Source organism: Dactylosporangium sp. NPDC005572 (genome assembly GCF_040605515.1).
GTDB lineage: Bacteria > Actinomycetota > Actinomycetes > Mycobacteriales > Micromonosporaceae > Dactylosporangium.
The window spans coordinates 108,434-127,724 of the sequence record NZ_JBEXCY010000005.1; the positions used below are offsets into that span (position 1 = coordinate 108,434).

Genomic DNA, 19,291 nt, shown 5'->3' on the forward strand with positions numbered 1-19,291 from the left:
GTTCGCGAATATGGACCGCGGTCGACCCCTCGCTCAAGGGAGTGACCGACATGATCGGAATGCGTGGCCGTTGGCGGCCCGCTCTCGCCGTTCTCAGCGCCGCCGCCCTGCTCATGACCGGCTGCGCGAAGTCCGAGGACGAGCCCGGCGGCTCGCCCACGGCCGACAGCTCCGCCGCCGCACAGACGACGAAGTCTGCCGACGCCGGCGGCTCCACCTGCACGCTGCAGCAGTTCGGCGGCCAGAAGGTCGACCTGAAGACCGCGACGATCGGCTTCTCCCAGTCGGAGAAGGAGGCCAACCCGTTCCGGATCGCGGAGACCCAGTCGATCAAGGACGAGGCCGCCAAGCTCGGCATCCCGGCGGCGAACCTCAAGGTGACCAACGCCGACTCGAAGTTCGACAAGCAGATCACCGACGTCAGCACGCTCCTCGACCAGGGCGTCCAGCTGCTCATCGTCGCGCCGCTCAACTCCGACGGGTGGGACCCGGTCTTCCAGAAGGCCGCGCAGAAGAAGGTCCCGATCGTCACCATCGACCGCAAGATCAACGCCAAGCACTGCACGGACTACCTGACGTTCATCGGCTCCGACTTCTACGAGCAGGGCAAGCGCGCGGCCGACAAGATGGCCAAGGCCCTGAACAACACCGGCACGGTCGCGATCCTGCTCGGCGCCCCCGGCAACAACGTCACCACGCTGCGGACCAACGGCTTCAAGGACCAGATCGCGAAGGTCGCCCCGAACATCAAGATCGAGTTCGAGCAGACCGGCCAGTTCTCCCGCGAGGAGGGCCAGAAGGTCGCCGATCAGCTGCTGCAGTCGAAGCCGAACATCAGCGGCATCTACGCCGAGAACGACGAGATGGCGCTCGGCGCGATCTCGGCGCTCAAGGGCGCGACCAAGAAGGCCGGTGACGTCAAGATCGTGACGATCGACGGCACGAAGGGCGCGGTCCAGGGCATCGTCGACGGCTGGATCTACTCGGTCATCGAGTCGAACCCGCGCTTCGGCCCGCTCGCCTTCGGCACCGCCCAGAAGTTCTTCAACGGCGAGGCGATCGCGGAGAACATCATCATCTCCGACCGCGAGTACGACGCCAGCAACGCGCAGGCCGACCTCGGCCTGGCCTACTGAGGCCCGCGTACCGATCCGACCCCGGACGGGGGGCCCAGGCCGGTCGGCCTGGGCCCCGCGGCACGAACGCGGCAAGGAGAGAGCCGATGTCCGAACCCCTGCTCGACGTCGTCGGGGTGAGCAAGCAGTTCCCCGGCGTGCGCGCCCTCGACGACGTCTCGTTCACGCTGCGCCCCGGCGAGGTGCACGCCCTCGTCGGCGAGAACGGCGCCGGGAAGTCGACGCTCATCAAGGTCATCACCGGCGTGTACCGGCCCGACGGCGGCGAGGTCCGCTTCCTCGGCCGCCCCGCCGCCTTCAACGGCCCCCTCGACGCCCAGCACGCCGGCATCTCGACCATCTACCAGGAGGTCAACCTCATCCCGCTGATGAGCGTGGCGCGCAACCTCTTCCTCGGCCGGGAGCCGCGCAACCGCCTCGGCCTCGTCGACGCCGGCCGGATGCACCGGGAGGCCGCCGAGATCCTGGCCGGCTACGGCATCACCTCCGACGTGCGCCGGCCGCTCGGCCTGATGGCGCTCGGCGCCCAGCAGATGGTCGCCCTCGCCCGCGCCGTCATGGTCGACGCCCGGGTCGTGGTCATGGACGAGCCGACCTCGTCGCTGGAGCCGCGCGAGGTGGAGACCCTCTTCGGCGTCATCCACCAGCTGCACGGGCGGGGCGTCGGGATCGTCTACGTGAGCCACCGGCTCGACGAGCTGTACCGCATCTGCGACAGCGTCACCGTCCTGCGCGACGGCCGCCTGGTGCACACGGGCGCGCTCGCCGAGCTCGACCGGGTCGCGCTCGTGTCGCACATGCTCGGCCGGCCCGCCGCCGAGGTGCGCCGCGCGGGCTTCACCAGCTTCGCCGGCTCACACGACGCGGCCACCGACCGCCCGCCGGTCCTGCGGGCCGAGGGGCTGAGCAGCCGCCACCGGCTGGCCGGCGTCAGCTTCGCGGTGCGGCCGGGCGAGGTCGTCGGGCTCGGCGGCCTGCTCGGCGCGGGCCGCAGCGAGACCATCAAGGCCTGCGCCGGCGCGCTGCCGCTGGACGCGGGCACCGTCGAGGTCGACGGGAGGCCGCTGCGCCGGCCGACCCCGGTGCACGCCCTGCGGGCCGGGATCGCCGTGCAGCCCGAGGATCGCAAGGCCGAGGGGCTCGCGCTCGGCCTGTCGGTGCGGGAGAACATCGCGCTCGCCGTGCTGCCCCGGTTGTCGGCGGCGGGCCTGGTGTCGGAGAAGAAGATCGACCGGATCGTCGAGACGTTCATGACCCGGCTGCGGATCAAGGCCGCCGGGCCGCACCAGCGCGTCGGCGACCTCTCCGGCGGCAACCAGCAGAAGGTGCTGCTGGCCCGGCTGCTGGCGACCGGGCCGAAGGTGCTGCTGCTCGACGAGCCGACGCGGGGCATCGACGTCGGCGCGAAGGCCGAGGTACAGGCGCTCATCGACGAGCTGGCCGCGGAAGGCCTCGGGGTGGTGCTGGTCTCCTCCGACGCCGAGGAACTGATCGAGGGGTCCGACCGGGTGGTGGTGCTGCGCGACGGAGCGGTCGTGGGCGAGCTGCGCGGCGACCAGGTGACGACGGAGCAGCTGATGAACACGATCGCGGTGGCCGCATCATGACCACGACCGCCCTCGTCCCGGCCCCATCGCTGCCGCAGCGGCTGCGCGGCTGGCTGCCCGCCTACGGCGTCTATGTCGCCGTCGTCGTGCTGGCGCTGTTCAACATCGCCTTCACCGACCACTTCCTGGAGTGGCAGAACCTGCGCATCCAGCTCGTGCAGGTCACCCCGGTCGTCATCGTGGCGCTCGGTATGGCGCTGGTCATCGGCACCGAGGGCATCGACCTGTCGGTCGGCTCGGTGATGGCGCTCGGCGCCGCGCTGATCCCGCTGTACCTCGGCTACGGCATGGTCCCGGCCATCCTCCTGGCCCTGCTCGGCGGCCTGGTGATCGGGCTGGTCAACGGCGGGCTGGTCGCCTTCGTCGGGCTCCAGCCGATCGTCGCCACGCTCGCCATGCTGGTCGCCGGCCGGGGCATCGCCCTGGTCCTGTCCAGCGGGCGGTACAAGGACATCCGCAACCAGGACTTCCTCGCCATCGGCACGGACGCGTTCCTCGGCGTGCCCTACACGGTCTGGATCGCGGCCGTGCTCGCGGTCGTCGTCGGGTTCGTCGTGCGCCGCACGGTCTTCGGCCGCCGGCTGCTCGCGATCGGCGACAACCGGCCGGCCGCCGAGCTGGCCGGCGTGCCGGTGCGGCGGGTGCTGGTGACCGTCTACGTCATCGCCGCGGTGCTGGCCGCGGTCGCCGGCGTGGTGCAGGTGTCGCGCATCGGCTCCGCGGACGCGTCGCGGATCGGCCTGCTCATCGAGCTGTCGGCGATCACCGCGGTCGTCGTCGGGGGCACGCCGCTGACCGGCGGCAGGATCCGCGTGCTCGGCACCGTCGCCGGCGCGTTCCTGATGCAGCTGCTCACCGCGACGATGATCGCGAACAACCTGAAGGACTCGACCGCGCAGATGGTCCAGGCGGTCATCATCCTGGTCGCCGTCTACGCGGCCCGCGAACGGAGGACCCGATGACGCTCGTCGCGGAGCCCAAGGCCGGGAGGTCCGAGGCGGCGTCGCTGCGGACCGAGCGGATCGTCGAGCTGGTCCAGCGGCAGGGCGCCCTGGCCGTCCTGGCGATCGTCGTCGTGGTCGGGGCGGTGGCGTTCGACAGCTTCCGCACCTACGACAACGTCGGCACCGTGCTCATCTCGGCCGCGCCGCCGGCCCTCATCGCGCTCGGCATGACGTTCGTGATCGTGAGCGGCGGCATCGACCTGTCGGTCGGCTCGCTGTACGTCCTCGGCGGGGTCCTGGCCGCGTGGGCCTCCCAGTTCGGGGTGGTGGCCGCGTTCGCGCTGCCGCTCGCCGCCTGCGGGCTCTTCGGGCTGGTGCAGGGCCTGGTCATCGCCTACGCCCGGCTGGCGCCGTTCATCGTCACGCTCGCCGGGCTGCTCGGCGCGCGGGGCCTCATGCTGGCGCTGTCCGGCGAGGGCCGGGAGACCTACCTGGTGAAGGCCGACCCGTTCAAGCGCTTCGGCACCGGCGAGCTGCTCGGCATCGGCTACCCGGTCTACCTGGTCGCCGCGCTGTTCGCGCTCGGCATGCTCCTGCTGTACCGCACCCGCCTCGGCCAGTCCGTCTACGCCGTCGGCGGCAGCGAGGACGCGGCCCGGCTCATGGGCGTGCGCATCCGGGCCACCCAGATCCGCGTCTACGTGCTGTCCGGCCTGCTGGCCGGCCTGGCGGGGGCGATCAACGCGGCCCGCCTCGGCTCCGGCGTGACGGTGCTGGGCACCGGCATGGAGCTGGACGCGATCGCGGCGGTCGTCATCGGCGGGACCCTGCTGACCGGCGGCGCCGGCACCCTGGGCGGCACGATCGCCGGCGTCCTGCTGCTCCAGGTGATCCAGAACCTGATCAACCAGGTCGGCACGGTGACGTCGGCCTGGCAGACGGTGATCAGCGGCACGTTCATCGCGCTGGTCGTGGTGGCCCAGACGTACCTGGCCCGCCTGCGGCGAGTGGCGTCCGGCTGACCCGATCGGGTGACAGGCGCCGGCCCCGAAAGGGTCGGCGCCTCGCGATCGCTGACGCTCGGCCTTGAACCGCACACGATGTGCGGGCTCGGCGCGACCGGGCGGCCCAACATGGGGTCCGCACGTCCCCTGGGAGCCCTGCCAGCGTTGGGAGGATTGCGTGTGAGCGTGCCTGGATACCGAGACACGCCGGGACCGCAGTGGGATCCGCACTCGCCGGCGGACCCCGCGGAGGCCGAGGAGTTCCTCGACCTGTACCACCAGGAGCACCCGCAGCGCGGCAACCCACGCGCCCGCCTCGCCGCGGTGCGGGACGAGATCGCGGCGACCGGAACGTACACCCACACCCACGCCGAGCTGGTCTTCGGCGCACGGGTCGCCTGGCGCAACGCGAGCCGCTGCATCGGCCGGCTCTACTGGCGCAGCCTCGTGGTGCGCGACCTGCGCCGGGTGGTCGCGCCCGACGAGATCTGCGAGGAACTGGTGCGGCACCTGCGCCTCGCCGGGCAGCCCGAGCGCACCGTGATCCGGCCGGTGATCTCGGTCTTCGCGCCGAACGTGCCGGGGCGGCCGGGCGCGCGGCTGTGGAACGAGCAGCTCATCCGCTACGCCGGCCACCGGCACCCCGACGGCAGCATCGTCGGCGACCCGCGGTACCTCGCGTTCACCGAGACGCTCCAGCAGTACGGCTGGCGGGGCAAGCCCGACAACGCCTTCGACGTGCTGCCGCTCGTCATCGAGGGCCCCGACGGCGGCGTCAACGTCTACGAGCTGCCCGAGCACGCGGTCTGGGAGGTGCCGATCGCGCACCCGGAGTACCGCTGGTTCGCCGAGCTGGGCCTGCGCTGGCACGCGATCCCGGCGATCTCCAACATGCGCCTGTCCATCGGCGGGATCGACTATCCGCTCGCACCGTTCAACGGCTGGTACCTCGGCACCGAGATCGGCGCCCGCAACCTGGCCGACCCCGACCGCTACAACCTGCTGCCGGTCGTGGCGCGGCGGCTCGGGCTGGACACCAGCACCGACCGCTCGCTGTGGAAGGACCGGGCGCTGGTCGAGCTGAACCGGGCCGTGCTGTTCTCGTTCGACCGGGCGGGCGCGCGCATCAGCGACCACCACACCGAGTCGGAGCGGTTCCTGGCCCACCTGACCAGCGAGGAGCGCTCGGGCCGGGCGACACCGGCGGACTGGTCGTGGATCGTGCCACCGATGAGCGGGGCGACCACGGGGGTGTTTCACCGGTACTACACCGAGGCCGACCAGCGACCGGCGTTCTACCTCGACCCGGAGGCCCGGGAGCTGGGCCGGCGGGGACGCTCCCCGATCACGCCGGAAGCGGTGGACGGGCGCTCGCCCGCCCACCGCCCGTCACTGCGCCGCTGGTTCGGCCGCCGTTCCTGAGGCCGCTGTTTCTAGGCCGCTGTTTCTAAGGCCGCTGTTCCTGCGGACGCTGTTTCTGAGGCCGCCGCCCGGCGCGGGCTCAGCTCCCGTTCTTGAGCACCTCGGTCAGCGCGTCCGCGGCCGCGTCGATCTCGTCCACGGTGACCACCAGCGGCGGGGCGAGGCGCAGCGTCGAGCCGTGCGTGTCCTTCGCCAGGACGCCGCGGGCCATCAGGCGCTCGCTCGCCTCGCGGCCGGTCATCAGGGCCGGGTCGATGTCGATGCCGGCCCACAGGCCGCGCCCGCGGACCTCGGTCAGCCCGTGGCCGACCAGGTCGGCCAGGCGGGCGTGCAGGTGCGCGCCGACCTCCCGGGCGCGCGCCTGCGGCCCGCCGGTGTTCAGCAGCGCGATCACGGCGCGGGCGACCGCGCAGGCGAGCGGGTTGCCGCCGAACGTGGAGCCGTGCTCGCCGGGGCGCAGCACGCCGAGCACGTCGGTGCCGGCGGCGACCGCGGACACCGGGACGATGCCGCCGCCGAGCGCCTTGCCCAGCACGTACATGTCGGGGACCACGCCCTCGTGGTCGCAGGCGAACGTGTCGCCGGTGCGGCCGAGGCCGGACTGGATCTCGTCGGCGACGAAGAGGACGCCGCGCTCGGTGCACAGGGCGCGGACGCCGGTGAGGTAGCCGGCGGGCGGCACGAGGACGCCGGCCTCGCCCTGAATCGGCTCCAGCAGTACCGCCACCGTCGTCTCGTCGATCGCGGCGGCGAGGGCGTCGAGGTCGCCGTAGGGGACGACCCGGAAGCCCGGCGTATAGGGCCCGAAGTCGGCCCGCGCCTCCGGGTCGGTCGAGAAGCTCACGATCGTCGTGGTGCGGCCGTGGAAGTTGCCGCCGGCGACCACGATCGTCGCCGTGCCGTCGGGCACGCCCTTGACCTGGTACCCCCACTTGCGGGACACCTTGATCGCGGTCTCGACGGCCTCCGCGCCGGTGTTCATCGGCAGGACCATGTCCTTGCCGCACAGCTGCGCCAGCTCGTGGCAGAACGGGCCGAACTGGTCGTGCAGGAACGCCCGGCTGGTGAGCGTGACCCGGTCGAGCTGCTCGCGGGCCGCCGCGACGAGCGCCGGGTGGCGGTGGCCGAAGTTCAGCGCCGAGTAGCCGGCCAGGCAGTCGAGGTAGCGCCGGCCGTCGACGTCGGTGACCCAGGCGCCCTCGGCCTCGGCGATCACTACGGGCAGCGGGTGGTAGTTGTGCGCCGTCCAGCGCTCCGCCTCGGCGACCGCGGGGGCGGTCCGGTTGGGGACGACCGCGGTCATGAACGCACCTCCAGCGTGCAGCACTTCGGTCCGCCGCCGGCCTTGTGCAGTTCGGACACGTCGACCGGCACCGGTTGGAACCCCTTCGACGCTAGCGCTCCGGCGAGGCGGGTGGCGGCGGCGGGCAGGACGACCCGGTGGCCGTCGCTAACGGCGTTGAGGCCCAGCACGGCGGCGTCCTCGGCGGTCGCGACGACCGCGTCGGGGTACATGCGGCGCAGCACCTCGCGGCTGCCCGGCGAGAACGCGCCCGGGTAGTACGCGACGTTCGTCGGCGACAGCACGGTGAGCGCGGTGTCCAGGTGGTAGTAGCGCGGGTCGACCAGCTGCAGGCCGATGACCGGCCGGCCGAAGAGCTCCTGCGCCTCCAGGTGCGCCGCGTGCTCGGTGCGCAGCCCGGTGCCGGCGAGGATGAGCTCGCCGGCCAGCAGGATGTCGCCCTCGCCCTCGTTGACGTTCTTGGCGGCGTGGACGTCGAAGCCGTTGCGCGCGAACCAGGACAGGTAGGCCGGGCCCTCGTCGGCCCGCTCCGGGTGGCGGAACTGCGCCCCGTAGACCTTGCCGCCGACGACGGTCGCACCGTTCGCCGCGAACACCATGTCGGGCAGGCCGGGCACCGGGTCGATGAGGTCGACGGTGTGGCCGAGCGACAGGTACAGCTCGTACAGCGTGGTCCACTGCGCGACCGCCCGCTCGGTGTCGACCGGCGCGGTCGGGTCCATCCACGGGTTGATCGCGTAGTTGACCGTGAAGTACGTGGGGCGGCACATCAGATAGCGACGGCTCATGACGAAAAAGCTACGGCGGTCCCGGGCGGCGAACCATTGCGATCCGCTGCTTGTTGGCGCAGGTTCGTTGTCTGATATTGAACCGTGACGGCGATTCGTTGCTACTTCAGCTCGCGCCAGCTCCCCGGCTGGGCCAGCAGCCCGGAGACGCAGTTCATCGCCTCGTCCTCGTCGGTGAACTCATAGCGGCGGCTGCGCCCGTCGGCGCCTCCGTCGCGGGACTCCACCCACCAGAGGCCGGCGTCCTCGAACAGGTACACGTCGCGGCGGGCGAGCCGCCCCCAGGCGCCGTTCCACCAGTGCTTTCTGCGCTCCATAGGAGCGTATTCGAACACACGTGCCAACGTCGCGGAAGTCCGACCCGCCCATATCGATCAGGACGGTTAGCCCGCGCCCCGCCCGGGTACGCCGTTTGTGCCGTTTCGCTCCTGGGGGTGCCGCCATGCCGTCCGACCTCGTCGCCGGACTGGTGGCCGAGCACCGCCGGATCGAGGAGCTCTTCGCCGAGATCGAGACGTCCCCGGACCCGGCCGCACGGCGGGCGGCGCTGGACGCGGCGCTCGCGCTGCTGGCCCGGCACACCGCCCGCGAGGAGGAGCACCTGCACCCCCTGCTCGGCGCCGAGCTCGCCGCCTACGAGGCCGCCGAGCACGCCCGGGTCGCCGAGCTGTCGACCGGGCTCGACGACGCCGGGACACTCGCCGTGCTGCTCGACACCGTCCGCGAGCACATGCAGGAGGAGGAGACGGAGCTGTTCCCCCGCCTCCTCCCGGGTGAGAATCGGCGGGTGTGACGGATCGGATGGGCGGGTAAACCACCATTCATGGCAGTTCCGGAAGACAGGCAACCGCTCATCGCCACGCTCAAGAAGGCCGCCTTCCACCTCAAGGAGTCGGGCATCCCCTTCTGCCTCGCCGGCAGCTTCGCGGTCTACGCCCGCGGCGGCGAGTCGGTCGACCACGACATCGACTTCCTCATCAAGGAGGAGGACGCCGAGCGGGTGCTGACCGCGCTGCGCGAGGTCGGGTTCCGCGGCGAGGTGCCACCCGAGGGCTGGCTGGTGAAGGCCTGGGACCAGACCGACGACGGTGACCTGCTCATCGACATCATCTTCTGCCCCGTCCAGCGCCCGGTCACCGACGCGACGCTCACGGACACCGATGTCATCGCGGTCAACGCCTGCCACATGCCGGTGCTGTCGGCGACCGAGCTCATGATCCACAAGGTCCTGACCTGGTCGGCGCACTACTGCGACTTCGCCCGCGGACTGCCCGTCGCCCGGTCGCTGCGCGAGCAGATCGACTGGCCCCGGGTCTACCGGGAAACGGCCCATTCGCCGTACGCGCATGCTTTCCTGTTCCTGATCGACCGGCTCGGCGTGATGTCGCTCGCCGAGGCCAGCGCGCTGTCCGCAGCCGTTTAGGGGGCTCCCACCATGACCGTCGACCAGTACGTCGAGAGCCGGCTGCAGCACCTGCTCGCCGAGGACGACCGCATCACCGAGCAGGGCATCCGGTTCGTGCACACCGAGGGCGGCGGGATCAGCCTCGTCGGCGAGGTGGAGAGCGCCGAGCGCCGGGACCTGATCTGCCGGGTGGTCGGCGAGGCATTCCCGCAGCTGCCGGTGCGCTGCAACATCGGGCTCACCCGGGTGCACGAGCCGGAGGAGGTCGAGGAGCTGTGAGCAACCCCGACGACTGCGTCCGCGTGGCGGCGGTGGGCGACGTCCACCTCGACGCCGACGTCCTGGGCCGCTACCGGCCCGCCCTGGAGCACCTCGGCGACAAGGCCGACATGCTGCTGCTGGCCGGCGACCTGACCCGGCACGGCACCCCCGAGGAGGCGCGCTGCGTGGCCCAGGAGTTCGGCGGCCTGGCAGTACCGGTGATCGCGATCCTCGGCAACCACGACTACCACAGCGACCAGCAGGACGAGGTGGCGAAGATCCTGGAGGACGCCGGCCTCATTGTCCTGGAGTGCTCCGGCACCGTGCTCGGCTGCGGCCCCCTGCGGGTCGGCGTGGCCGGCACGAAGGGCTTCGGCGGCGGCTTCGCCGGCGCGTGCGCGAGCGAGTTCGGCGAGCCGGAGATGAAGGCGTTCACCCACCACGGCCGTGAGCTGGCCGAGCGGTTCGGCCTGGCCCTGGCCGCGCTTGAGTGCGACGTGCGGATCGCGTTGACCCATTATTCGCCGGTACCGGAGACGCTGCTGGGCGAGCCGCTGGAGATCTACCCGTTCCTGGGGTCGTACCAGCTGGCCCAGGCGATCGACGGCGCGCCCGGCGTGGGCCTGGCGGTGCACGGCCACGCCCACGCGGGCTCCGAGCGCGGCACGACGCCGGGCGGCGTGCCGGTCCGCAACGTGGCCCACCCGGTGATCCGGCAGGCCTACAACGTCTACCAGCTCTCCGCTGTCCTGGCCCCGGCCTAGCTAGATCGGATCCACCAGGTCGGTGCGCAGCCGGGTCAGGGCGTGCGCGAGCAGCCGCGACACGTGCATCTGGGAGATGCCGAGCTTCGCCGCGATCTGGGTCTGGGTCATGTTGCCGAAGAAGCGCATGGCCAGGATGTGCTGCTCGCGGGCCGGCAGGCGGGCGATCAGCGGCCGCAGCGACTCGCGGTCGTCGACCGCCTCCAGGTCGCGGTCCACGCCCCCGAGCAGGTCCGCCAGCTCGGCGCCGCGGTCCTCGCCGCTCGCGGGGACGTTGATCGACAGCGCGCGGTACGCGTGGCCGGCCTCCAGGCCCTCGATGACCTCCTCCTCCGACACGCCCAGGCGCTCGGCGAGGTCGGCGACCGTCGGCGAGCGGCCCAAAGCTTGGGCCAGAGGCTCAGTGACGCGGCCGAGCTCCAGGCGCAGCTCCTGCAGCCGCCGCGGGACGCGCACGTCCCAGCCCTTGTCCCGGAAGTGCCGCTTCAGCTCACCGACGATCATCGGGATCGCGTAGCTGGTGAAGACCGCGCCGCGGGCCGGGTCGTAGCCGTCGACGGACTTGATGAGGCCCAGGTTGGCGACCTGGTTGAGATCGTCCTGCGGCTCGCCGCGGTTGCGGAAGCGGCGGGCCAGGTACTCGGCGAGCGGCAGGTACAGCTCGATCAGCCGGCCGCGGACGCGGGCCCGGTCGAGGCTGTCCGGCGGGAGGTCGCCGAGCAGGGTCAGCAGGGCCTGGGCGGCGGACTCGGCCTCCTGGCCGGCCGGTCGCTTCGAGGCGGTGCAGTGGGCGGTGACGGTCATGAGGGGGGTCTCCCTCCAGCTGCCACGGCCGGGCACGAGCGGCGATGGTGTCCACGCCGGCTCCGGCCGGGGACGAGTGCGCCGGCCGGCACCCGTGGTCTCGAGCGCCTGGCGCATGCCCGCCGCCGCCGACCGGTGGAGTGACCACTAGCCGTTCGGATGATGCGGGTTAGCTAAACGTACCGCTCGGTCACCGCGGAGGCAAGCCGGTGCACGCCTAGGAGGAGACCTCGGTCAGTGCCTCGTCGTCCTCGTCGACGTCCTCGTCCGACGGACCGGCGGCGCCGCCCGTGACGGCCGCGTAGACGCGCTCCAGGTCGGTCGCGGTGCGCTCCCAGGTGTACCGGCTGCGCACCCGGTCGATCGCCGCGCTCGCGTAGCTCATCCGGCGGACCTCGTCGCCGAGCAGCCCGCGCAGGGCCGCAGCGAGGGCGTTCGTGTCGCGGGGCGGGACGAGCACGCCCGTGACGTTGTCGATGACGCTCTCGGCGATCCCGCCCACCTCGTAGGCCACCACGGGCACGCCGCAGGACATCGCCTCCAGCGGGGTCAGGCCGAACGGCTCGTACCACGGGGCGCAGGCGAGCACGTCGGCCGAGCGGTACCAGCCGGGCAGGTCCTCCAGCGGTACCGCACCGATGAGCCGCACCCGGTCCCCCACGCCGCAGCGGTCCGCGAACTCCATGAGGCGGCGGGCCTCCGGGTCGCGGTCGAGCCGGGCCGGGTCCGGGCCGCCGACCACGACGAGCTCCGCGCCGGGCACCCGGCGCAGCGCCTCGATCAGGTCGGCGAAGCCCTTGCGCTCCACGAGCGGGCCGACGCTGAAGATGCGCCGCAGGCCGGGCCGCGGCCGGTCGGCGACCGGGCCGCCCGGCGTGAACCGCTCGCCGTCGACGCCCGACGGGATGATGACCGTGTCGGCGCGCCGGATGCCCATCCGGCCGAGCTCGGTGACCTCGTCCTCGCACTGGGCGACGACCCGGTCGGCGAGCGTGCCGAGCGTGCGTTCGAGGCCGATGCGCGGCTCGGGGCTGGTGTCGCGGTCCTTGAGGAGGCGGCGGCGGACGGTGCCGAGCCCGTGGTACGTCTCGACGACCGGCCGGCGGCGGTCCGCCGTGGCCGTCAGCGCGGCCAGGCCGCTGAGCCAGAAGTGGGCGTGCACCACGTCGGGGCCCTCGCCCTCCTGCCAGCGGGCGGCCAGCGCGCGGCCGAAGTCGCCCATCAGGGGCAGCAGCTCGTCGGCCGGCAGCGGCTCCGGCGGCCCGGCGGTGACGTGCTCGACGGTCACCCGCTCGGCGAACGGCACCTCGCCGGGGGTGTCGGGGTCCTCGCGCCGGGTGTACACGCGCACGTCGTGCCCCTGCCGGCCGAGGGCCTCCGCCAGCGCGGCCACGTGCGTGTGCTGCCCTCCCGTCGCCGGCCCGCCGAGGGCCAGCGGGCTGGCTTGGGCCGAGACCAGGGCGACCCTCAACGCTCACCTGCCGACGACGAAGATGCCTGTTGCACCTCGCGCACCTCCACCTGGCCGACCGGGCTGACCTGCCAAAGGCTCCTACCCGAGCCGGTTGGTGGTAAACATCAACGGGCGAGTCGGTACCGAGCGATTGGAGAACCAGCAATGGCGGACAAGCCACCCGTCGAGGGCGGCAGCGCCGAGCCGGCCGAGGCGCTCGCCGCGCTGGTGGCCAAGCTGCGCGCCGAGCTGACCGGGGTGCGCACCGCCATGCGGAACCGGGCCGTCATCGAGCAGGCCAAGGGCGTGCTGGTCGAACGCCTCGGCATCACCCCCGACCAGGGGTTCGACCAGCTGGTGCGGCTGTCCCAGCGCACCAACATCAAGCTCATCGAGGTCGCCGCGGCGATCGTCGGGACCACCTCGCCCGACCCGAACGCCCCCGACGTGGTGAACCTCATCGACGACGAGCTGCGCCAGCACGTCGCCCGCCGCCGGGCCGAGGCGGCCGCGAAGCCGCCGGCCGCGCCGGCGCCCTCCCCGGCCCGCCGCCGGGCCGGCCGCAGCCCCGAGGTCGAGGCGCTGCAGTCCCAGCACCAGCTGCTCAGCGCCCGGATCGCCGCCGCCCGCAGCTACGACGAGATCAGCGAGGTGCTCGGCACGGCGCCGACCGCCTGGCCGGCGCCGGCGACGGTGTGGCTCACGCTGCTCGACCCGGACGGCGCGCAGCGCGGGGTCGGCTCGTTCGGCGTCGCCGGCGAGGTGCGCAGCCGCTGGTCGCGCATCCCGCCCGACCCGGCGCTGCCGCTGGTCGTCGCCGTGCAGGACGTCGAGACGATCTGGCTCAGTGCCGGCGACGTGCGGTTCCCGGTCATGGGGCAGGTGCCGTTCAGCGGCGCGACGATCCTGGCCTCGCCGCTCATCGCGGGCGAGCGGATCGTCGGCGGCATCCTCCTGACCTGGGACGAGGCGCTGCCCGGCGCCGAGGAGCTGCGGCGGTACGTCACGGCGCTGCTCGAGCCCGTGGCCCGGCAGGTCGACGCGCTCATCGGCGACGAGATCGCCAGCGCCTGGTACCACGTCGAGGGCGACGACACCGCGCAGGCGGCCCCCGCGCAGGTCTGGCTGCCGACGGTCGTCGACGCGCTGCACGACCCGGCGGCGCTGCTGTCCCCGGTCACCGAGGACGGGCAGCTCGTCGACTTCCGCGTGGAGTACGCCAACGTCCTGGCCCGGCAGATCTTCTCCGGCGCCCGCGTCGACCCCGACGAGGCGACGCTCCTGGCGGCGTACCCGGCGCTGGGCAGCGCGACGCTGCTGCCCGAGTTCGCCCGGCTGCTCCAGGACGGCCAGCCGCGCCGGCTGGAGGGGCTGCGGGCCGACCCGCGCACCGACGGGGTCCCCGGACCGCAGACGCTGTCGGTGCACGCGGTGCGGCTGTGGGACCGGGTGTTCGCCGTCTGGCGGGTGGCGACCGAGGCCGACCTGCTGTACGACCAGCTGCTCCAGGCCGAGCGCATCGCCGGCATCGGCTCCTTCTGCTGGGAGCTGCGCGACCCGGAGCCGCGCTGCTCCCCCGAGCTCGTCCGGCTCTTCCACGGCGGGCGGGACGCGGCCCGGGTGCCGGTCGACGAGCTCACCTCCAGCGTCCACCCCGACGACCTGCTGGCCGTGCAGGACGCGGTCCGGCGCACCCTGGTCGAGGGCAAGCACCTGCTCGCCGAGGTCCGCGGCGCGGGCCGGGTCAACGGCCGGCGGCTGCGGCTCACCGCCGAGCCGATCTTCGACGAGACCGGCAACGTGACCGCGGTCCGCGGCACCGTGCAGGACGTCACCGAGGAGCGGGCGATCGAGGGCCGGCTGCGCCGCGCCGAGGAGGCCCTGGCCGCGCAGCGGCACCGGCTGGCCGACGAGCGGCGGGCCGCCGAGGCGCTGCAGCAGGCGCTGCTGCCCACCGACCCGGAGCTCGGCCACACCGAGGGCGTGGAGATCTGCGGGCGGTGCCGCTCACCCGAGCGGGTCGGGACGGTCGACGGCGACTGGTTCGACGCCGCGTCGCTGGCCGGCGGCGGGACGATGCTGGTGCTCGGCGACGTCGACGACCGGGGCCTGTCGTCGATGACGACGGCGGCGCGGCTGCGGTACGCGGTACGGGCCTACGCGATGCTCGACATGTCGCCGGCGGACATCCTGACCGCCGTCAACAGCATGCTCTGCAGGATGGAGGTCGAGCACACCGCGTGCCTGGTGGTCGCCCGCTTCTCCCCCGCGACCCGCGAGCTGCGGTGGGCGGCGGCCGGTCAGGTGGCACCGATCCGCTACGCGGCGTCCGGCCAGGGCTCGGTGCTGTCCGGGCCGCTGGGGCTGCCGCTCGGCGAGGTGGACGAGATGGCGTACACCGAGACCACCGTGACCCTCGAACCGGGCGACCGGGTGCTGCTCTACACCGGCGGGAACGCGCGCGTCGACCGGCGCCGCGGCGGCGGGCTCGACCTCGTCCGGCGCGCGGGCGAGCACGTCGACCTCAGCGACTTCGACGCGGTGGTCCGGCACCTCGTCGGCGCGCTCAACGTGGCCGACGACGAGGACGTCTGCGCGCTGCTGGTGCACGTGCGCTAGCACTCAGGCCGCGCGGGTGTCCCAGTCCCACTCGATGCCGAGGCCGTCGAAGCGGCCCAGCGCGTCGCGGTGGCGGGCCGCGAGCACGATCCGGTCGGGCCCGAGGTGCCCGAGCAGGTCGTCGTCGCCGAAGTACCGCGTCTCCGGGTCCGGCCAGGCCCAGAGCGCGTCGTCGAGCTCGCGCAGCCGGATCTTGACCGCGCGCAGCGCCTCCGGCCCGGGCTCCATGCAGACGAGGCCGTGCAGCGGCGCGTACGTGGCCTCGTAGACGGCGACGTAGACCAGGAAGCGGCTGAGCGTGAGGCCGGTCGGGGACTCGTCGTTCTCGTGGACCTCGGGGTCGTCGCCGGCGTCGGCCGCGTAGGAGTACCAGTCGGTCGAGCCCTCCCAGAACCGGACCAGGCCGCGCCGTTGCCGCAGCTCGTCCCACGGGTGCATGAGGTGGTCACGGCTGAGCGGGAGGGAGTAGCGGGCGGCGATGCGGTACCACCCGGCGAGCGGCTCCGGCACGCCCGGCAGCGGCAGGTCGACCGGCGGGCGATCGGGCAGCCCGTACCAACGGTGGACGAAACGGGCCAAACTCTCGGGCGTCACGACGTCCAGCTCGTACACCCGCACCATGATGCCGGGTGCGCCCCCGCCGGGACGCGGGGGTCTGGACGCCGAGGGCATCTCGCCGGAGACGATTCGGTTGGCCCCGGGCTCCTGCGCCGGAGGACACGGTGTTGTGGCCGCGCCCGCTGCTTCAGTGGTGGTCCCGCCCACCCGGCAGCTGCCGGAGCACACCGACCAGATGCGCATGGACGGCCCGAGCGGCATCGACGGCAGCACTGACAGCGGCGAGCTCGTCGGCATCGTGCGGAAAGAAGGTCAACCGCCCGTCGTCCCGCAACACGACGTGCACCTCGACCCGCTCAAGAATCGCGGTGAGCGCAGTCTGCGCACTTCGTAAGGCGGCCCGCACTTCGCGAGCCTCGCCAACGGGCGCGGCAGGCACCCGCCAGACGTCCTCGACCGTGCACTCCCCCACCGCGGCCACGTCGATAGCCATACGTTGACGGTAAGTACGCCACCACACCAAACGCCAGCACCACGCTCGCCCTGTGGATAACCCCACGGCCGTCCGACCCGGCCGACAGCCACGACAGCTGGTAGGAAAACTGGTGCCAGGACCCCAGTTTTCCTACCACGTAACGCGCGAACGACTGGGACAGACCAGCGCGCCAGGCAGACGGCACCGCGGCGCACTGGGACCGCGACCGTGGAATCACGAGGGTCACTGCACCGCGCACCACGAGCCCCGAACACCCCGCGCCACGAGGCCCCGCGCCGCGGGCAGCCCGCAGCGCGGCGGGGCGGGGCGGCTAGACCGTGGTTGTCTTGGCTACCGCTACCAGTTCGCTTGAGTGGCTGCCGAAGACGCCCACCTTCGGCGGGCGGGGGGTGAAGCCCGGCAGGGCCGTCAGGCCGTCGCTGCCGTCCACCACCCGTAACGTGAACGGGGCCGAGTCGGACAGGACCAGTTCGACCTCGATGCCGTCCGCCGGCGGGGCGTGGAAGACGACGCCGAAGCGGTTCTGGTCGGTCAGGTACGTCACGGCGTCGCGGCCCTCCACCGTCGCCTTCACGACGCGGTGGTCGCCCACGTCGCCGTAGAACGAGATGAAGCGGACCGTGCGCTCCGACTCGATGCGGAAGCGGACCGTGCGCTGGCCGCCGGAGCCTCCGCCGGTGTCGGGGATCGTGGTCACCACCGGGGCCGGGAGGTCGGCCGCCTGGGCCGGGCCGACCGAGAGCATGCCCTCGGGCAGGACCGGGAACTGGCGGTTGAGGGACTGCTGGTTGCGGACGTAGCCCGAGGTCCAGTCGCCCGGGGACTGCTCCAGGCTCACCCACTCGGCGGTGTTGGTGTCGCGGTCGAGCGCGTACATCAGGTGGGTCGGCTCCGGGTGGCCCGCGTCCCAGCGGTCGACCACCATGCCGACCGTCGTGCACACGAGGGCCAGGACCAGGGCCGCGGCCGCCGGGGCCGAGCCGAGCAGGCGGTGCCGGGGCTCGCCGGCCGGGCGGAACAGCGGCTCCAGCACCGGCAGCACCGCGAGGCCCAGCAGCATCGCGAACAGGGCCGGGGCGGCGCCCGTCGCCAGGCCCAGCGCCGGGAAGAACAGGGCCACCGTCGGGGCCAGGATCAGCGTGGCGACGCCCGCGCCGGCGGTCAGGACGGCGACCTTCAGGACGTGGTGGGGCACGTAGAGGGCGCCGATGCCGGCCAGGGCGCCGACCAGGGCCGGGATCGCCACCAGGTAGGACCCGCCGGGGATCGCGGCCGCGAACACCAGGCCCAGCAGGGCGAGCAGGGCCAGGCCGCCGGTCGCCAGCGGGACCGGGCCCAGCCGGCGGCGGCTCAGCGCATACCACGCCAGGAGCACGCTCGCGGTCAGCGCGACCACACCGAAGCGGAACCAGGTCGGGCGGGCCGGGTCGAGCAGTTCGCCGTAGCCGGGGCGGATCGCCACCAGCAGCGCCCACAGGAGCTGGGCGGCCACGGCGACGACGATGACCGGCACGAGCGCCAGGCCGAGGCCGGCAAGGGTGCGCGGCAGCGAGGTCAGGCCCCGGCGGCGGGCCAGGAACGCCAGCGCGGCGACGGCGACCAGGGCGAGGGCGGCGATCGGCCAGGTGAGCGCCGACGGGTAGCGCAGCAGGAACCCGGCGAACGGGAAGTACACGGCGTCGCCGGAGGCGGGCTTCATGAGCGGCGGCAGGTCGGCCCCGCCGAACGCGCGGGCCAGCGCGAGCGCGTTGTCGCCGTGGTGCTGGAGGCTGGAGCGGTTCATCGTCGACGGGCGGTCGAACGGGCTGTGGTAGACGCTGGAGCCGTCGATGTAGGCCGTGTTGAGGCCGGTGAACCGGCTCTGGCCCAGGAACGGCGTGAAGTCGGTGTCGTTGGACAGCAGCCGGTACACCTCGACGGCGAGGCTGGTGCCGACCGGGTGCGGGGTGCGCGCGTAGACGTCGATGAGGTCGGCGTTGCCCACCGAGGTCTGGAACATGACGGCCGGTCCGCTGCTGCCGCGGGCCTCGAAGTTGAGCACGACGGACGGCTTCTGGCCGAGCGGGTGCCGGCTCACGAACGCCTCGGCCCCGCACAGGCAGGCCTCCTCGGCGTCGGTGAAGAGGAAGACGACGTCGTTGCGCGGCCGCTCACCGGTCGTGAGCGCCCGGGCCACCTCCAGCAGCGTGCTGGTGCCGGCGCCGTCGTCGTTGGCGCCGAAGCTCACCTGGACCGAGTCGTAGTGCGCCATGAGGACGACCTGGCCGGTCGAGGCGCTGCCGGGCAGCACTGCCACCACGTTGCGCACGTGGGCCATGCCGCCGTCGCCGAACTTGCCGGCGTTGACCCCGACCGCGTCCTGGACCTCCGGCCGCAGCCCCAGCCCGGTGAGGGTCTCCACGAGATACTCCCGGACGCGGTCGTTGGCCGGGCTGCCGGTGACGTGGACCTCCTGGCCGATCCGCTGGACGTGGGTGAACGCCCGGCCGGCGGAGAAGTCGCCGGCCGGCGCCGACGCCGGGCGGGGCGACGGGGGCTGGACGTCGGCGATGCCGAGGAAGGCGAGCAGCGCGAGCACGGCCACCGCGGCGGCGGCGACGAGCGGTCGCCGCGGCGGTGCGGCGAAACTGCGGTCGGACAAGGTTCGGTCCTCCAGGTGGGGTGAGCACATTCTGCACGCCCCCACCGACGAAAACCGCTGGACCGTCCCGGGCCTGGTCGCCGTCT

At 73.0% G+C, this 19,291-nt stretch carries 18 protein-coding genes; 10 read left to right on the forward strand and 8 right to left on the reverse strand.

All coding sequences use genetic code 11. The annotated features are described in order from the left end of the window. Positions 1-50 precede the first annotated feature (50 nt). The 5 genes from ABZS66_RS04385 to ABZS66_RS04405 all read left to right on the forward strand — a co-directional run bounded on the left by ABZS66_RS04385 (position 51) and on the right by ABZS66_RS04405 (position 6,113). Complete coding sequence (locus ABZS66_RS04385; RefSeq protein ID WP_354755028.1) at positions 51-1,136, forward strand: ABC transporter substrate-binding protein; 1,086 nt, start codon at positions 51-53, stop codon at positions 1,134-1,136. Between the two features lie 86 nt (positions 1,137-1,222). Further along, positions 1,223-2,743, forward strand: a complete 1,521-nt coding sequence (locus ABZS66_RS04390) for a sugar ABC transporter ATP-binding protein (RefSeq protein ID WP_354755030.1) — start codon at positions 1,223-1,225, stop codon at positions 2,741-2,743. Continuing rightward, positions 2,740-3,705: an ABC transporter permease gene (locus ABZS66_RS04395; RefSeq protein WP_354755032.1), complete on the forward strand. Its 966-nt coding sequence runs from the start codon at positions 2,740-2,742 to the stop codon at positions 3,703-3,705. Before ABZS66_RS04390 ends, ABZS66_RS04395 begins: the two co-directional genes overlap by 4 nt. Beyond that, a complete protein-coding gene (locus tag ABZS66_RS04400) occupies positions 3,702-4,709 on the forward strand; it encodes an ABC transporter permease (RefSeq protein ID WP_354755033.1) in 1,008 nt (335 codons plus the stop codon). The genes ABZS66_RS04395 and ABZS66_RS04400 overlap by 4 nt, the downstream gene beginning before the upstream one ends. A 168-nt stretch (positions 4,710-4,877) precedes the next feature. Beyond that, on the forward strand, positions 4,878-6,113 hold the full coding sequence (locus ABZS66_RS04405) for a nitric oxide synthase oxygenase (RefSeq protein WP_354755034.1): 1,236 nt from the start codon (positions 4,878-4,880) through the stop codon (positions 6,111-6,113). A gap of 79 nt (positions 6,114-6,192) precedes the next feature. On the opposite strand, the gene rocD is transcribed toward ABZS66_RS04405, so the two are convergent. From rocD to ABZS66_RS04420, 3 genes are all read right to left on the reverse strand, one after another. Then, entirely contained in the window at positions 6,193-7,416 is a 1,224-nt protein-coding gene (gene rocD / locus ABZS66_RS04410) for an ornithine--oxo-acid transaminase (protein ID WP_354755036.1), read from the reverse strand. Next, positions 7,413-8,204 (reverse strand): dimethylargininase, encoded by a 792-nt coding sequence (gene ddaH, locus ABZS66_RS04415; protein ID WP_354755038.1) that lies wholly within the window; start codon positions 8,202-8,204, stop codon positions 7,413-7,415. The genes rocD and ddaH overlap by 4 nt, the downstream gene beginning before the upstream one ends. 101 nt (positions 8,205-8,305) lie before the next feature. Continuing rightward, entirely contained in the window at positions 8,306-8,521 is a 216-nt protein-coding gene (locus ABZS66_RS04420; RefSeq protein ID WP_354755040.1) for a hypothetical protein, read from the reverse strand. A 125-nt stretch (positions 8,522-8,646) separates the two neighbouring features. Between ABZS66_RS04420 and ABZS66_RS04425 the strand changes: the two genes are divergently transcribed. From ABZS66_RS04425 to ABZS66_RS04440, 4 genes are read left to right on the forward strand one after another with little or no spacing between them, the layout of a single operon-like run. Further along, positions 8,647-8,997, forward strand: coding sequence for a hemerythrin domain-containing protein (locus ABZS66_RS04425; RefSeq protein ID WP_354755042.1), 351 nt, complete (start codon positions 8,647-8,649; stop codon positions 8,995-8,997). A 30-nt stretch (positions 8,998-9,027) separates the two neighbouring features. Continuing rightward, positions 9,028-9,627 (forward strand): nucleotidyltransferase family protein, encoded by a 600-nt coding sequence (locus ABZS66_RS04430; protein ID WP_354755044.1) that lies wholly within the window; start codon positions 9,028-9,030, stop codon positions 9,625-9,627. A gap of 12 nt (positions 9,628-9,639) precedes the next feature. Further along, on the forward strand, positions 9,640-9,888 hold the full coding sequence (locus tag ABZS66_RS04435; RefSeq protein ID WP_354755046.1) for a hypothetical protein: 249 nt from the start codon (positions 9,640-9,642) through the stop codon (positions 9,886-9,888). Next, positions 9,885-10,634 carry a metallophosphoesterase gene (locus tag ABZS66_RS04440; RefSeq protein WP_354755048.1) on the forward strand — a complete coding sequence of 250 codons (750 nt, stop codon included), beginning with the start codon at positions 9,885-9,887 and terminating at the stop codon, positions 10,632-10,634. The genes ABZS66_RS04435 and ABZS66_RS04440 overlap by 4 nt, the downstream gene beginning before the upstream one ends. On the opposite strand, the gene ABZS66_RS04445 is transcribed toward ABZS66_RS04440, so the two are convergent. Further along, complete coding sequence (locus ABZS66_RS04445) at positions 10,635-11,438, reverse strand: RNA polymerase sigma factor SigF (protein ID WP_354755049.1); 804 nt, start codon at positions 11,436-11,438, stop codon at positions 10,635-10,637. Positions 11,439-11,655: 217 nt separating this feature from the next. After that, on the reverse strand, positions 11,656-12,909 hold the full coding sequence (locus ABZS66_RS04450) for a glycosyltransferase (RefSeq protein ID WP_354755051.1): 1,254 nt from the start codon (positions 12,907-12,909) through the stop codon (positions 11,656-11,658). Between the two features lie 147 nt (positions 12,910-13,056). On the opposite strand from ABZS66_RS04450, the gene ABZS66_RS04455 reads away from it, so the two are divergent. Continuing rightward, positions 13,057-15,510, forward strand: coding sequence for a SpoIIE family protein phosphatase (locus tag ABZS66_RS04455; protein WP_354755053.1), 2,454 nt, complete (start codon positions 13,057-13,059; stop codon positions 15,508-15,510). A 3-nt stretch (positions 15,511-15,513) separates the two neighbouring features. Here the strand turns inward: ABZS66_RS04455 and ABZS66_RS04460 are convergent, their stop codons facing one another. From ABZS66_RS04460 to ABZS66_RS04470, 3 genes are all read right to left on the reverse strand, one after another. Then, positions 15,514-16,122: a hypothetical protein gene (locus ABZS66_RS04460; RefSeq protein WP_354755055.1), complete on the reverse strand. Its 609-nt coding sequence runs from the start codon at positions 16,120-16,122 to the stop codon at positions 15,514-15,516. A 133-nt stretch (positions 16,123-16,255) separates the two neighbouring features. Then, positions 16,256-16,561 (reverse strand): hypothetical protein, encoded by a 306-nt coding sequence (locus tag ABZS66_RS04465; protein WP_354755057.1) that lies wholly within the window; start codon positions 16,559-16,561, stop codon positions 16,256-16,258. A gap of 313 nt (positions 16,562-16,874) precedes the next feature. After that, entirely contained in the window at positions 16,875-19,205 is a 2,331-nt protein-coding gene (locus tag ABZS66_RS04470; RefSeq protein ID WP_354755059.1) for a M28 family peptidase, read from the reverse strand. Between the last annotated feature and the right edge of the window lie 86 nt (positions 19,206-19,291).

Coding starts and splice junctions, on each gene's coding strand:
- ABZS66_RS04385 (WP_354755028.1), top strand. CDS start 51: ATGATCGGAATGCGTGGCCGTTGGCGGCCCGCTCTCGCCGTTCTCAGC.
- ABZS66_RS04390 (WP_354755030.1), top strand. CDS start 1,223: ATGTCCGAACCCCTGCTCGACGTCGTCGGGGTGAGCAAGCAGTTCCCC.
- ABZS66_RS04395 (WP_354755032.1), top strand. CDS start 2,740: ATGACCACGACCGCCCTCGTCCCGGCCCCATCGCTGCCGCAGCGGCTG.
- ABZS66_RS04400 (WP_354755033.1), top strand. CDS start 3,702: ATGACGCTCGTCGCGGAGCCCAAGGCCGGGAGGTCCGAGGCGGCGTCG.
- rocD (WP_354755036.1), bottom strand. CDS start 7,416: ATGACCGCGGTCGTCCCCAACCGGACCGCCCCCGCGGTCGCCGAGGCG.
- ddaH (WP_354755038.1), bottom strand. CDS start 8,204: ATGAGCCGTCGCTATCTGATGTGCCGCCCCACGTACTTCACGGTCAAC.
- ABZS66_RS04420 (WP_354755040.1), bottom strand. CDS start 8,521: ATGGAGCGCAGAAAGCACTGGTGGAACGGCGCCTGGGGGCGGCTCGCC.
- ABZS66_RS04425 (WP_354755042.1), top strand. CDS start 8,647: ATGCCGTCCGACCTCGTCGCCGGACTGGTGGCCGAGCACCGCCGGATC.
- ABZS66_RS04430 (WP_354755044.1), top strand. CDS start 9,028: ATGGCAGTTCCGGAAGACAGGCAACCGCTCATCGCCACGCTCAAGAAG.
- ABZS66_RS04435 (WP_354755046.1), top strand. CDS start 9,640: ATGACCGTCGACCAGTACGTCGAGAGCCGGCTGCAGCACCTGCTCGCC.
- ABZS66_RS04445 (WP_354755049.1), bottom strand. CDS start 11,438: ATGACCGTCACCGCCCACTGCACCGCCTCGAAGCGACCGGCCGGCCAG.
- ABZS66_RS04455 (WP_354755053.1), top strand. CDS start 13,057: ATGGCGGACAAGCCACCCGTCGAGGGCGGCAGCGCCGAGCCGGCCGAG.
- ABZS66_RS04465 (WP_354755057.1), bottom strand. CDS start 16,561: ATGGCTATCGACGTGGCCGCGGTGGGGGAGTGCACGGTCGAGGACGTC.